This window comes from Brevundimonas sp. FV2ps16, from assembly GCF_058681075.1.
The window spans coordinates 2,857,373-2,870,670 of record NZ_CM178728.1 but is presented as its reverse complement, the minus strand read 5'-3'; the positions used below and the strand labels follow the sequence as shown (position 1 = coordinate 2,870,670).

The following is a 13,298-nucleotide window of genomic DNA, read 5'->3' as shown; positions in this document are numbered from 1 at the left end:
TGAGCCCCTTCCTCGAATCGGAACGGGCCGTGAACATTGACGATGTTCTGTAAGTGTTCCTTCCTAATGTCAACTTAACGGCGTCGCTTCGCCACGCGCGTCGGGCTGAATCAGGCGGCCAGAAGTTTGCGTGTGGCGGCTTCGACGTCGGCCTGACGCATCAGGCTTTCGCCGACCAGAATGGCCTGGGCGTGGGCGGCGGAGACGCGCTCGACGTCGTCGGGGGTGAAGATGCCGCTCTCGGCGACCAGCAGGGCGCGTACGGGGCTGAGCATCGACAAGCGTTCGGTGACCTCCAGATCGACCTCGAAGGTGCGGAGCGAGCGGTTGTTGATCCCGACCAGATCGCCGCCGAGGGCGCAGGCGCGGGCCATTTCGGCCTCGTCGTGGGTTTCGATCAGGGCGTCCATGCCCAGGCGCTCGGCCTCGGCCAGCAGTTCGGCGGCCAGGGCGTCGTCGATCATCGCCAGGATGATCAGGATACAGTCGGCGCCGAGGGCCCGGCTTTCAGCCACCTGCCAGGGGTCGACCAGGAAGTCCTTGCGCAGGCAGGGCAGGGCCGTGGCGGCGCGAGCCTGGCCCAGATAGGCGTCGTCGCCCTGGAAACTGGGGCCGTCGGTCAGGACCGACAGGCAGGACGCGCCGCCGGCCTGGTAGGCGATGGCCAGGGCGGTCGGGTCGAAGTCAGGGCGGATGAGGCCCTTGGACGGGCTGGCCTTCTTGATCTCGGCGATCAGGGCGGGGCGGCCGGTTTCTTCGACTGTTCTGTCGAGGGCGGCGCGGAAGCCGCGCGGGGCCGAGGCGGCCTGGGCCAGGGTCTCGATCGCGTCCTGGGAGGTCGCGGCCTTGCGGGCGGCGACATCCTCGCGCTTGTAGGCGGCGATGCGGTCCAGGACGTCGGTCATGCTTTGTCTTCGGTATCCAGCGGCGTGGAGGTGATGCGGGCCAGACGCTCCAGCGCCTGTGCGGCGCGGCCGTCGTCGATGGCGGCGGCGGCGAGGACGGCCCCTTCGGCGAGGTCCGTCGCCTGATCCGACACCACGAGGGCGGCGGCGGCGTTCAGCAGGACTATGTCGCGATAGGCGCCGGTCTGACCCGCCAGCAGAGCGCGCAGGGCGGCGGCGTTCTCCTCGCCGTCGCCGCCGCGGATGGCGTCGATGGAGGCGCGAGGAAGACCGGCGTCCTCGGGCGTGACCTGGAAACGGCGGACGGCGCCGTCCTTCCATTCTGCGACTTCCGTCGGGCCGGATGTGGCCAGTTCATCCAGGCCCTGGCCATGGACGGTCCAGGCGCGGGTGGCGCCAAGCCGGCCCAAAACTTCGACCAGGGGCTCGAGCAGGCGGGGGTCATAGACGCCCATGACCTGGCGTTTCGCCTGGGCCGGGTTGGACAGCGGGCCGAGCAGGTTGAAGACGGTGCGGAAACCGATCTCGGCGCGCACCGGCCCGACGTGGCGCATGGCGCCGTGATAGGCGGGGGCGAACAGGAAACAGATGCCGGCCTCGTCCAGCGCCTTGCGCTGCTGATCCGGGCTGGCGGCCAGATTGACGCCCAGGATCGACAGGACGTCGGAGGAGCCGGATTTCGAGGATATGGCCCGGTTGCCGTGCTTGGCCACCTTCAGGCCCGCGCCCGCCAGAACCAGGGCGGCGGCGGTGGAGATGTTGTAGGTGTGCTGGCCGTCGCCGCCGGTGCCGCAGGTGTCGATCACCTCGTAGGGATGATCCAGCGTCAGGGCGGCGTCGCGCATGGCCTGGGCGAAGGCGGCGATCTCGTCCACCGTCTCGCCCCGAATGCGCAGGGCGGTGACGGCGGCGGCGACCTGGGACGGGGTCGGCTCGCCGCGCAGGCAGGCGGCGAAGAAGTCGTGCGCCTGCTCGGACGTCAGGGTGTGGCCCTCGACCAGGCGGGCGAGGATCGGCTTGAATCCGTCGGCCATGATCAGGCGGCCACGATCAGGCGGCCGCGAGGCGCTTCACGCCGGCGATCTCGAGGAAGTTGGCCAGCATGTCGTGGCCGTGTTCGGTGGCGATGGATTCCGGGTGGAACTGGACGCCATGGATCGGGCGGCTGCGGTGCTGGAGCCCCATGATCTCGCCGTCGGCGGTCCAGGCGGTCACCTCCAGACAGTCGGGCAGGGTTTCGCGCTTCACGGCCAGGGAGTGATAGCGGGTGGCGGTGAAGGGCGAGGGCAGGCCGGCGAAGACGCTGTGGCCGTCGTGCAGGATCGGCGAGGTCTTGCCGTGCATCAGGGTTTTGGCGCGGATCACGTCGCCCCCGAAGGCCTGGCCGATGGCCTGGTGGCCCAGGCAGACGCCCAGGATCGGCATGGAAGCCGGTGCGCTTTCGATCAGCGGCAGGCAGATGCCGGCCTGGTCCGGCGCACAGGGGCCGGGGGACAGCAGGACGGCGGCGGGGTTCAGCGCCCAGGCCTCGTCCGCCGTCAGGTCGTCGTTGCGCACCACATGGGTCGGCGCGCCCAACTCCGCGAGGTAGTGGACGAGGTTGTAGGTAAAGCTGTCGTAGTTATCGACGACGAGGATCATGATCTGGCTTCTAGGCGTGACAAGCGGCCGCGCCAAGCGTGCGCGGCGTTAAAGCGCATCTTAACATTGGCGGGGGCAGATGGGGGTGTGAAACTGAGCGCCGAAAAAGACATCGCCGAAAAGATCGCCGCCGCCAAGGCGAAGCTGGTCGTGGTCGAACCCAAGCCGATCAGCCCCTATGCGGCTCTGGGCGCCGCCGCCCTGGCCGCGACGGCGGCCGTGGTTATGGCTGGGGTCGTCGTGTTGGGGCCGGGCGTCCGCTTTGACGAACCCCCGGCGACCTACGGGCCCTAGAGCCTGATCGGCTGAGGAGGAATCGCTTCGCGATTCCGCTGATGCCGTGAATCAGGCTCCAGATTGAAGCGAGATCATGATTCACGCTTCTGCCGGAACCGCTACGCGGTTCCGTCCGAAACGATCATGCTCTAGCGATTGCCGGTGCGGAAGCGCCAGGCGTCGTCGGCAGCCCGCATCGGGGCGCGGGCCTTGTGCCGGGTCTCGGCGTATTCGGCCGCAGGATCGCTGTCGGCGACCACGCCTGCGCCGGCCTGGACGAAGATCTGATCATCAGCGAACAGGGCGGTGCGCAGGGTGATGCAGATGTCCGCCTCGCCGCCCGCAGAGATATAGCCGACGCCGCCGCCGTAGCCGACGCCGCGCTTTTCGGTCTCCAGCTCGTCGATGACTTCCATGGCCCGAACCTTGGGCGCGCCCGACAGGGTGCCGGCGGGAAGGGCCGCCAGCAGGGTGTCGACGGCGTCCAGTTTCGGATCGGCCTTGCCGCGCACATTGGAGACGATGTGCATGACCTGGCTGTAGCGTTCGACGACGAAGCTCTCGGTCACTTCGACCGTGCCCGGCGCCGCGACGCGGCCGACGTCGTTGCGGCCCAGGTCCAGAAGCATCAGATGTTCGGCCCGCTCCTTGGGATCGGCCAGCAGTTCGACCTCAAGGGCCTTGTCCGCTTCGGGCGTGGCCCCGCGCATGCGGGTTCCGGCCAGCGGGCGGATTGTGACCTGTCCGTCCTTGAGTCGAACCAGGATCTCCGGGCTGGACCCGGCCAGCTGGAAGCCTTCGAAGTTCAGATAGAAGAGATAGGGCGACGGGTTCTGGCGACGCAGCGAGCGGTAGAAGGCGAAGGGATCTTCGGTCCAGGGGGCCGAGAAGCGGTGGCTGAGCACGACCTGGAAGATGTCGCCGGCGGCGATATAGTCCTTGGCCTTGGCCACCATCTCGCCGAACCCGGCCTCATCTACGGGTGAGGCGAAGGTCGGGGCGGGCGTCGGCTGTGGGGCCGCGCGCACCGGGAGCGGCTCGCGCAGGGCGGTCTCGAAGGCGTCCAGCCGGGCGACGGCGGCGTCGAAGGCTTCGCGTGCGGCGCCGCCCGTGTCGGGATAGGCGGCGGAGACCAGGATGATCTCCTGGCCCACCGAATCGAAGATCGCCACCAGCGACGGGCGGGTCATGACCGCGTCGGGCAGGTCCAGCGGATCGGGATTGGGTTCGCCCAGCGGCTCAAGCAGGCGCACCATGTCGTAGCCGAAGACGCCGAACAGGCCGGCGGCCATCGGCGGAAGGCCCTCGGGCAGGTCGAACTTGGACGCGGCGATCAGGGCGCGCAGCGACTGGAGCGTCGGCAGGGCCTCGGAAATGAACCGGCCCTCGGCGATAGCGGGACCGCGCGCCAGTTCCGCCGCGTTCGACCGGCAGCGCCAGACCACGTCGGGATCCAGGGTCAGGATCGAATAGCGGCCCTTGACCGCGCCGCCTTCGACCGATTCCAGCAGGCAGGCGTAGGGCCGGCTGTGACCCAGTTTCAGGTAGGCGGAGACCGGCGTCTCCAGGTCATCGATGACGCGCCGGACCAGCACCTGCGGCCGACCGGCCGAGAGGCCGGCGGCGAAGGCGTCGAAGTCGGGTTCGCCCGGAGCCGTTCTGGTCATTGGGCCGGAGCGGCGGGGGCGGGCTCGGCGGCCAGGCCCAGGGCCTGACGCGCCAGGGCGACGTCGTTCTTGGCCTTGGAGCGTTTGGCGCCGGCGGTCATCGAGGTCTGGACCATGGCCTGGACCATTTCCTGGGTGATGCGGGGACGGGCCTGTTCAGCCAGTGGGCCGGCGACGGCCGGGTTTGCGGCGTGGATGTTGTCGACGCGGCCAACCAGATAGCCGCCTTCGCCGGGTTGCGAGAAGACCTGGCCCTTGGCCGGGCCGAACAGGCCCTGCAGCACGCCCTGACCGAGCGACTCCTGCGTGGCCTGGTCGCGCACCACGCCGGTACGGACCGTCAGGGGCGCGTTGACCGAGCGGGCCACGGCGGCGATGTCCTGGCCCTGGCGGACGCGGCCGGCCAGTTCCTCGGCCTTGGCGGAGATGCGGCGCGAAATCTCGCGTTGGGTCCATTGGGCGGCCAGGGGCTCACGAACCTCGGCCAGGGTCGGCAGGGCCGACGGGCGGATGTCATTCACGCGGACCGCGAAATACTGGCCCTGGCCGGCGTCGATCACGTCGCTTTCGCCGCCCTTGGTCAGGCTCCAGGCCGTTTCGAAGACCTGGGGCGGGGCGTTCAGGGCCTGACCGTTCGGCAGTTTGCCGTCCTGGGTGAAGGGGGGCAGATCGACGATCCGGCCGCCGGCTTCACGCGCGGCGTCGGCCAGGTTCTTGCCGGCGGTGCGGGCGGCCTCGTATTTCTCGACCTTGGCGTAGGTCTGGCCCTTCACGTCCTCGGCGCGCAGTTCCTGGACGATCTGCTCGCGGGCGCTTTCCAGCGTGGCGGGCTGGCCCGGCTGGACCGCAGTCAGTTTGGCGACGGCGAAGCCGACGCCGGCCTGGACCGGATCGGACACCTGGCCGGCCTGGAGGCCGAAGACGGCGGCGGCGGTGGCGGCGTCGCCGATGGCGGCGCGCGGGGTGGCGTTGAAGTTGGCGGGCTGGATGCTGTTGGCGCGACCGACGTTTTCAGGCGACTGACCGGCGCGCAGAGCGGCGGCGATCTTCTGAGCCACGTCGCGGCTGGGCGCCGTCAGGGTGACGAAGGTGCGGGTTTCGGGCTGGCTTAGGCTGTCCTTCTTGAACTCGAAACGTTCGCGGATCCGGTCATCGGAGATGGCGGGGGCCGCGCCGGGGTCGGGCGTGAACAGCACGACCGAGACCATCCGGAACTCGGGCGCGCGCAGACGGGCGGCGTTTTCCTGGATGAAGGCGTTCAACTGGGCGTCGGTGGGGGCGGGGACATCGCCGGCCATGGCGGGCGTGACCTCGAACCAGCGACCGTCGCGGGTTTCGAAGGCGGCGCCGGCGAGCAGGGCGCCATAGATGCGCGGCGCGCGGGCGCCGGCGAAGATGGCGGAGCCGAAATGCTCGGTCGCATACTGGTCGCGCAGGTCCTGCTCCAGCATGGCCGGGGTCAGGTTTTGCTGAGCCAGAGCGCTCTCATAGGCCTGCTGGTCGAACTGGCCGGTGACCGAGTTGAAGAAGGCCGGGATCTGGCGGATCTGTTTGACGATCAGTTCCTTGCCGGGGCGGATGCCCGCCTTCCTGGCCCAGTTCAGGAAGCCGAGCTGTTCGGTCTGGCTGTCCAGGAAACGGGTATGGATGTTCTCGGCGATCAGGTCCTCGTTGGTCACGGGACGGCCGGCCTGCTGCTGGATGTTCTCGCGCACCCGCCCGAAGGCGGCGGTGAACTCGGCCTCGTTCATCGAACGATCGCCGGCGTCGATCACATGTCTCGGGCCCAGGTTGGCGAAGACATCCATCCGCGCGCCCACGATCACGAAGCTGATGGCGATCAGCACGAGCAGGGCGGCGGCCCACTTGGAGCGCGAGAAGGCGCGGAAGGCGGTGATCATTCGAAGACCCGGAGATTTGCCGACAGTGGCGTCGCTCCGGCGTATAGTCGGGGCGGGCGCGCCCCCGCAAGGACGGCGTGGTGTCCAGATTGCGGCGCCCCCCTTGGCTTGGCCCTTTTCGCCCCCTAGACAGGCGCGATGAAACAATCCGTGAAGCTGATCATCGGCAATTGGAAGATGCACGGCGTGGCGGCCGACTTAGCCGAGGTTCGGGCGCTGGTTGAAGGGGTGCAAGACTTGCGGTCTGACTGCCGCATCGCCCTGTGTCCTCCTGCCACTCTGACGGATCGCATGCGGCATGTCCTGGCCGGCAGCCGGGTCGAACTGGGCGGGCAGGACTGCCATCAATCGCCTTCGGGCGCCTGTACCGGGTCGGTCTCTGCCGAGATGCTGGTTGATGCCGGCGCCACTCTGGTGATTCTGGGTCATTCGGAACGTCGCGGGGCCTTTGGTGAGACGGACGCCGAAGTGGCGGCCAAGGTCGAGGCGGCGATTGCAGTGGGCCTGGAACCCATCGTCTGTGTCGGCGAGACCCTGGAGCAGCGCGAGGCGGGGCAGGCGGCTGCGGTCGTCAGCGCCCAGGTCGAAGGCTCGCTGGCGGACGGTCTATCCGAGAGGCCGTTTGCGGTCGCCTATGAACCGGTCTGGGCCATAGGCACGGGCCTGACGCCTAGCCTAGAGCAGATTGTAGAGGTTCACGCCGCAGTGCGATCCGCCATGATCCGGCGTCTGGGTCAGGCGGCGCGGCGGGCGCCGATCCTGTACGGCGGGTCGGTAAAGCCGGACAATGCAGCCGAAATTCTTGGCGTGTCCGAAGTTGGCGGGGCCCTGGTCGGCGGGGCTTCGCTGACGGCCGAGGATTTCCTGAAGATCATTCGCGCCGCCTGACGTCGGCTTGAGGTTTGCCCCTCGGCGGCTTCGGTGATAGAGGCCGCCGCTTGATCGGCGCAGCTCCGCGCCTACAAGAATGACGCCATGCTCCAGACCATCCTGCTCGTCGCCATCATCCTGATCGCTGTCTCCTTGACGGGCGTCGTGCTGCTGCAGCGCTCCGAGGGCGGAGCGCTGGGCATGGGCGGCGGACCTTCGGGCTTCATGACGGCGCGCGGCGCCGGCAATCTGCTGACAAAGATCACCTGGGTGCTGGCCTTCCTTCTGTTCGGCCTGACGATCGTGCTGACGGTCGTGGGCAATATGGATCGCGCCTCGGTCTCGGTGATCGACGCCGACGCCGTGGGCTCGCTGGCCACCACGCCGCAGACCCAACAGCAACAGCCCGCTCAGCCGCAACCGGCCGCTCCGGCCCAGCCGGCGACTCCGTCGCTGGACGATCTGGAAGCCAGTCTGCCGTCGGCGACGACGGCGCCGGCGACCGCTCCGGCCCAGCAGCCCGCCCAGTAACGGGCAGGCGACCGACCCGAAATCCCCGAAAGCGCGCCGCAGGGCGCGCTTTCTTCTTTTGATCAACAGTTCGATTCGCGGCGGCCCATGCGTCGTTCGCGAATCATGGAGTAAGGTGTCCGCCCATGGCTCGCTATGTGTTCATCACCGGCGGCGTGGTTTCCTCGCTAGGAAAAGGCCTCGCCTCCGCCGCTCTCGGCGCTCTTCTGCAGGCGCGCGGCTACAAGGTCCGCCTGCGCAAGCTCGACCCCTATCTGAACGTCGATCCGGGCACGATGAGCCCGTACCAGCACGGCGAGGTCTTCGTGACCGACGACGGCGCCGAGACCGATCTGGACCTGGGCCACTATGAGCGGTTCACCGGGGTGTCGGCGGCCAAGTCCGACAATATCACCACGGGCCGGATCTATTCGACCATCCTGGAGAAGGAGCGGCGCGGCGACTATCTGGGCGCCACCGTCCAGGTCATTCCGCACGTCACCGACCAAATCAAATCCTTCTGCCTGACCCCGGCCCTGACCGACGAGGGCGAGGATGTGGACTTCGTGCTGGTCGAGATCGGCGGCACGGTCGGCGACATCGAGGGCCTGCCCTTCTTCGAAGCGATCCGCCAACTGGGCCAGGATCTGCCGCGCGGCCGGTCGTGCTTCGTCCATCTGACCCTGCTGCCCTTCATCAAGACCGCCGGCGAGATGAAGACCAAGCCGACGCAGCACTCGGTCAAGGAGCTGCGCTCCATCGGCATCCAGCCGGACATCCTGCTGTGCCGCTGCGAACAGCCGATCCCGGCCGAAGAGAAGCGCAAGATCGGCCAGTTCTGCAACGTCCGCGAAAGCGGCGTCATCCAGGCGATGGACTCGGCCGATATCTATGCCGTGCCGCTGGATTATCACCGCGAGGGGCTGGACCGGGAAGTCCTGGACCATTTCGGCATCGAGGACGCGCCCGAGCCCGATCTGACGCGCTGGCAGGAGATCGCGCGCCGCCGGCTGCACCCGGACGGCGAGGTCACCATCGCCGTGGTCGGCAAGTACACGGTGCTGAAGGACGCCTATAAGTCCCTGATCGAGGCCCTGCACCACGGCGGGGTGGCCAATAACGTCAAGGTCAATATCGACTGGGTCGAGGCCGATACCTTCGAGGGCGACCCTGAGGCCTGCGAGGAGCGTCTACAGGGCGCCCACGCTGTTCTGGTGCCCGGCGGCTTCGGCGAGCGCGGTTCGGAGGGTAAGATCGAGGCGGCGCGGTTCGCTCGCGAGCGCAAGATTCCCTATTTCGGCATTTGTTTCGGCATGCAGATGGCGGTGATCGAGGCTGCGCGGAACCTGGCCGGCTATCCCAAGGCCTCGTCCACCGAGTTTGGTCCGACGGCCGAGCCGGTCGTGGGCCTTATGACCGAGTGGACCCAGGGCAATCAGCGGGTCCTGCGTCAGCAGGGCGGCGACCTTGGCGGCACCATGCGGCTGGGCGCCTATGATTCGACGCTGACCGAAGGCTCGAAGATCGCAGAGATCTATGGCTCTACCGCCATCAGCGAGCGGCACCGCCACCGCTATGAGGTCAATATCAACTATCGCGAGGCGATTGAGGCCAAGGCCGGCCTGGTGTTCGCCGGCCTGTCGCCCGACGGCGTCCTGCCGGAGACGGTGGAGCGGCCGGACCATCCGTGGTTCATCGGCGTCCAGTATCACCCTGAGCTGAAAAGCCGGCCGTTTGCGCCGCACCCGCTGTTCGCCAGCTTCATCGAGGCGGCCGTGGTGCAGAGCCGGCTGGTCTGATCAACCCGTGTTCACGGACCTGCGATTCCGTCCGGTGCCGGTTTTGCAGTAAAATGCCTGGAGCGGATCGAATTGGGACGATCCGGCAGGATGGATCGTCGATGATCGGCGCCTTGCTTTATCACCTGCACCGGCATGTCCGCCTGGTGCTGATCGCCGGCGGCCTGGGGCTGGTCTTCGGCATGGCGGTGGTCGGCTATGAGCTGGCCCGCAGCCTGGAGGCGCCGTCGGCCCACCCGGCGGAGGCCGAGCGGGCCTGAGCGGTCAGTCGATCTTCAGGCGCATGAAGATCATTCCGCCGTCCGGATCGCCGCCGTAGATCGGCTCCAGCGCGTCCGGCACGCGGTTCATCGCATAGAGGGCGCCGAGGCCGAAGCGGACGCGGGGGGCGATCCGCCAGTCGTGGACGGCGCCCAGAGACGCCTTTCCGACCGTGTAGAGGTCGCCGTGGCCGCCGTGGTCGCCGGGGACCAGTTCGTCCGTCTCGATCCGTTCGGCCCGGGCGAAGACGGTCCAGCGGTCGTTCGGATGGACGGCGGCTTCCAGCAGCCAGCCGTCCTTGGACTCTTCGTGATTGTTGGTCTTGCGGCCCCAAGCCAGGGTCGAGGACCACCAGCCGGTCTTGCCCAGGCGGCGGGTATGGATCGCGCTGGCCGACCATTTGGTCTCGTCCTCGTCGGGCTCCAGCTGTTCCGGGGCCGAGACGTCGGCGTAGGAGGCCTGGAAGGACCAGTCGGCCGTCGGATTCCACGAGCCCCGCACCGACCAGCTGTCCAGTTTGGGCGCATCTATGCCCCAGCGTTCCTCGTCGGGTTCGCGGCCCTTGAAGGCCGAGGTCTCGATCTTGAAGCGGTCGTGGGCCCAGCCCAGGGTGGTGACGCCGAAGACGATATGGGTCGAGTCCAGCCAGTGGTGGGTGATGGGCGCCTCGGGACTGTCCATCGCGCTCATCCGGTGCATGAAGGCGGGCGGGCCGAAGGCGGGCTCGCCGGGCAGGCCGATGTAGCCGTAGACGCTGTCCTTTTCGGACAGGCGTTTCGAATAGCTGGCCGACAGCTCCATGAAGAAGTCGTGCGGATGCTGGCGGTCGACCAGGGGATCGACGCCGTCCGCCGTCTCGCCGGCGGCCAGAAGCAGGGGGTAACCTGACTTGCCCATCAGGGGGTCGGGGCTGAGCATGGCGCGCAGGTTCAGGGTCGAGCCGTCGTCGAAGTCGCGGCGGGCGGTGGTCATCAACATGCCCGAGACGAAGGTCTTGTCGCCGCCGCGGGGACCGGACTGAGTGTCGTAGGTCAGGTTCAGCAGGGCGTGGGTCATGACCGTCCAGTCGCCCCGGACGGTGTGGATGCCGGCGTGTTCGCCGGAGTCGGGCTGCCAGCTGGTGCCGGAGGCGTCGCGGCTCATGGGCCAGGGGCCGTAGGGGCTGGTCATGATGTGGGGCATGTCGGCCATGTCGTGGCCGGCGTGAGGATCGGCGGCCGGCGCCGTCTGGTGGTGAGAATGGTCCTGCGCCGTCGCCACCTGAGCGAGGGCGAGCAGGGAGACGCCGGCGAGGGCGCCGACGAGGGTATGGGGAGCCATGACGGCCTCCTGGAATGATCGTGACTGAGGGCGCCGCGAGGGGCGCGGGAGTTCAGGCGATCAGGAGGCGGGGCGGGCCGGGCTCAGGCGAGAGCAGACGGCCGGTAGGGAGGTCGAACAGGGGGGCGGTGAGGCGAGCCGGGGCGAGGGTCGGGCCGGGACGGGAAACGGGCTCCAGCGCCGGCGCCGTGGCGCAGGCGGCGCAGCAGGCCATGGCCTTCATCGCCTTGTTCTGGTGAGCGGGCGTCTGGTCCGGCGCGGCGTGACGGGCGTCAGAGCGGGCCTCGGCGCTCGTCTTGTGGCAGGGCGCCTCGGCCATGGCCGGCCCGGCCGAGACGCCGAGGGCACCCAGGCTCAGCACCGCCAGGGCGCCGATCAGCAGCAGAAGGGACGAGACGATCTTCACGACGCCAAGGATAGGCGTCGCAACCCGGCGCCGCAATGTATCGCCCGTGTCATTCACCGTGCGGGCTTCTTGTCGACCAGAGGCAGGCCCGGCGCGTCCGGCGGGGTCTGTCCGCCCGGACCCAGCTCGCGCTGCATGAAGACGACGTCGCGCCAGTCGTCGTGTTTCCAGCCGGCCGCCTTGAACACGCCGGCGTCGGCGAAGCCGCGCGTGCGGTGCAGGGCGATGGAGCCGGCGTTGTCGGAATCGCCGATGACGGCGACAATCTGGCGCAGGCCCAGGGCTTCGCAATGATTGATCAGCTGGTCCAGCAGGGCCCCGGCGACGCCGCGACCGCGGGCCTCGGGCGCGACATAGATCGAATCCTCGACCATGTAGCGATAGGCCTGACGGGTGCGGAACGGGCCGGCGTAGGCGTAGCCGACCACGGCGCCGTCGATCTCGCCGACCAGCCGGGGCAGGCCCAGGGCCTGGACGGCGGCGAACCGGGCCGTCATCTCGATCTCGTCCGGCGGCTCCAGCTCGAAGGTGCCGCGCCCGTTGGCGACGCTTTCGGCATAGATGGCGGTGATCGCCGCCATGTCGGCGGAGGTCGCCGCGCGAATCTGGACGTCAGGCCGCATCAGCCCAGCAACCGCGCGGCCTGGGGCGCGAAATAGGTCAGGACGCCCGCGCAGCCGGCGCGCTTGAACCCGTGCAGGGTCTCCAGCACGGCGCGGTCGTGATCCAGCCAGCCGTTGGCGACGGCGGCCTGGATCATCGCGTACTCGCCCGACACCTGATAGGCGAAGGTCGGGACGCGGAAGGTTTCGGACACGCGGCGAACGATGTCGAGATAGGGCATGCCCGGCTTGACCATGACCGCGTCAGCGCCTTCCGACAGGTCCATGGCGACCTCCTTCAGGGCCTCGTCCGAGTTGGCGTAGTCCATCTGATAGGTCTTCTTGTCGCCCCTCAGCGCGGCCGAAGAGCCGACGGCGTCGCGGTAAGGGCCGTAGAAGGCCGAGGCGTATTTGGCCGCATAGGAGAGGATCAGGGTGTCGTGGAAGCCGTTGGCCTCCAGCGCCTCGCGCACCGCCTGGATACGGCCGTCCATCATGTCGGAGGGGGCGACCACGTCGGCGCCGGCGTGGGCGTGGATGAAGGCCTGTTCTGCGAGGCGGTCCAGGGTGGCGTCATTGACGATCCGCTCGCCCTCCAGCACCCCGTCGTGGCCGTGGTCGGTGTAGCAGTCGAGCGCCACGTCGGTCATGACGCCGATCTCCGGCGCGGCGTCCTTGATGGCCTTGATACAGTCGGGGATCAGGCCGTCGGGATCGGTGGCGCCCGTGCCGACCGCGTCCTTGATGGCGCCGTCCACATTGGGGAAGAGGGCCAGCATCGGAATGCCCAGGTCGCGCGCCTCGACCGCCGCTGCGGCGGCCGCCTTGGGCGACAGGCGGAAGACGCCGGGCATGGAGGCGACGGGGACGCGGTCCTCGGCGCCGTCATGGACGATCAGGGGCCAGATCAGGTCGGCAGGGGTCAGGACGGTCTCGGCGACCAGACGGCGGACCCAGGGACTGGCGCGCAGACGCCGGGGACGGGCGAGCGGGAAGGGGGCGGGCTGGTAGGGAAGCATGGCGAGACCTTGAAAATCTGTCGCCGGACTAGCGCCGCCGGGGCCGGGGCGCAAATCGCGTGAAGCTTCGGATCGTTTCGAACGTGATACCGGCTTGCGCGCATCGACGAAATGCGAGCCT

At 68.6% G+C, this 13,298-nt stretch carries 14 protein-coding genes; 5 read left to right on the top strand and 9 right to left on the bottom strand.

Annotated features, from left to right (window positions below; translation table 11 throughout):
* Positions 1 to 110 precede the first annotated feature (110 nt).
* The 3 genes from trpC to ACW170_RS13860 are packed head-to-tail and all read right to left on the bottom strand — an operon-like array spanning position 111 to position 2,546.
* Positions 111 to 905 carry an indole-3-glycerol phosphate synthase TrpC gene (gene trpC, locus ACW170_RS13870; RefSeq protein ID WP_492087231.1) on the bottom strand — a complete coding sequence of 265 codons (795 nt, stop codon included), beginning with the start codon at positions 903 to 905 and terminating at the stop codon, positions 111 to 113.
* On the bottom strand, positions 902 to 1,939 hold the full coding sequence (gene trpD, locus ACW170_RS13865; RefSeq protein WP_492087230.1) for an anthranilate phosphoribosyltransferase: 1,038 nt from the start codon (positions 1,937 to 1,939) through the stop codon (positions 902 to 904). The genes trpC and trpD overlap by 4 nt, the downstream gene beginning before the upstream one ends.
* 16 nt (positions 1,940 to 1,955) lie before the next feature.
* A complete protein-coding gene (locus tag ACW170_RS13860) occupies positions 1,956 to 2,546 on the bottom strand; it encodes an anthranilate synthase component II (RefSeq protein WP_267513650.1) in 591 nt (196 codons plus the stop codon).
* A gap of 87 nt (positions 2,547 to 2,633) precedes the next feature.
* On the opposite strand from ACW170_RS13860, the gene ACW170_RS13855 reads away from it, so the two are divergent.
* Complete coding sequence (locus ACW170_RS13855) at positions 2,634 to 2,840, top strand: peptidoglycan-binding protein (RefSeq protein ID WP_492087229.1); 207 nt, start codon at positions 2,634 to 2,636, stop codon at positions 2,838 to 2,840.
* Positions 2,841 to 2,971: 131 nt separating this feature from the next.
* Here the strand turns inward: ACW170_RS13855 and trpE are convergent, their stop codons facing one another.
* The gene (gene trpE / locus ACW170_RS13850; protein WP_492087228.1) at positions 2,972 to 4,489 is read right to left on the bottom strand and encodes an anthranilate synthase component I; all 1,518 of its coding nucleotides are present in this window, start codon (positions 4,487 to 4,489) and stop codon (positions 2,972 to 2,974) included.
* Positions 4,486 to 6,390 (bottom strand): peptidylprolyl isomerase, encoded by a 1,905-nt coding sequence (locus ACW170_RS13845; RefSeq protein WP_492087227.1) that lies wholly within the window; start codon positions 6,388 to 6,390, stop codon positions 4,486 to 4,488. The genes trpE and ACW170_RS13845 overlap by 4 nt, the downstream gene beginning before the upstream one ends.
* A 138-nt stretch (positions 6,391 to 6,528) precedes the next feature.
* On the opposite strand from ACW170_RS13845, the gene tpiA reads away from it, so the two are divergent.
* The 4 genes from tpiA (at position 6,529) to ACW170_RS13825 (ending at position 9,829) form a co-directional block, all read left to right on the top strand.
* Entirely contained in the window at positions 6,529 to 7,278 is a 750-nt protein-coding gene (gene tpiA, locus ACW170_RS13840) for a triose-phosphate isomerase (RefSeq protein WP_492087226.1), read from the top strand.
* Between the two features lie 87 nt (positions 7,279 to 7,365).
* Positions 7,366 to 7,791, top strand: coding sequence for a preprotein translocase subunit SecG (secG, locus tag ACW170_RS13835; protein ID WP_492087225.1), 426 nt, complete (start codon positions 7,366 to 7,368; stop codon positions 7,789 to 7,791).
* Between the two features lie 125 nt (positions 7,792 to 7,916).
* The gene (pyrG, locus tag ACW170_RS13830) at positions 7,917 to 9,569 is read left to right on the top strand and encodes a CTP synthase (protein ID WP_492087224.1); all 1,653 of its coding nucleotides are present in this window, start codon (positions 7,917 to 7,919) and stop codon (positions 9,567 to 9,569) included.
* 101 nt (positions 9,570 to 9,670) lie between these two features.
* Positions 9,671 to 9,829: a hypothetical protein gene (locus tag ACW170_RS13825; RefSeq protein WP_492087222.1), complete on the top strand. Its 159-nt coding sequence runs from the start codon at positions 9,671 to 9,673 to the stop codon at positions 9,827 to 9,829.
* Positions 9,830 to 9,833: 4 nt separating this feature from the next.
* Here ACW170_RS13825 and ACW170_RS13820 read toward each other — a convergent pair whose 3' ends face one another.
* From ACW170_RS13820 to hemB, 4 genes are read right to left on the bottom strand one after another with little or no spacing between them, the layout of a single operon-like run.
* The gene (locus ACW170_RS13820; RefSeq protein WP_492087221.1) at positions 9,834 to 11,150 is read right to left on the bottom strand and encodes a hypothetical protein; all 1,317 of its coding nucleotides are present in this window, start codon (positions 11,148 to 11,150) and stop codon (positions 9,834 to 9,836) included.
* Between the two features lie 52 nt (positions 11,151 to 11,202).
* Positions 11,203 to 11,613, bottom strand: coding sequence for a hypothetical protein (locus tag ACW170_RS13815; protein ID WP_492087220.1), 411 nt, complete (start codon positions 11,611 to 11,613; stop codon positions 11,203 to 11,205).
* Complete coding sequence (locus ACW170_RS13810; RefSeq protein WP_492087219.1) at positions 11,610 to 12,179, bottom strand: GNAT family N-acetyltransferase; 570 nt, start codon at positions 12,177 to 12,179, stop codon at positions 11,610 to 11,612. Before ACW170_RS13810 ends, ACW170_RS13815 begins: the two co-directional genes overlap by 4 nt.
* Positions 12,179 to 13,177, bottom strand: coding sequence for a porphobilinogen synthase (gene hemB, locus ACW170_RS13805; protein ID WP_492087218.1), 999 nt, complete (start codon positions 13,175 to 13,177; stop codon positions 12,179 to 12,181). The genes ACW170_RS13810 and hemB overlap by 1 nt, the downstream gene beginning before the upstream one ends.
* Positions 13,178 to 13,298: the final 121 nt, after the last annotated feature.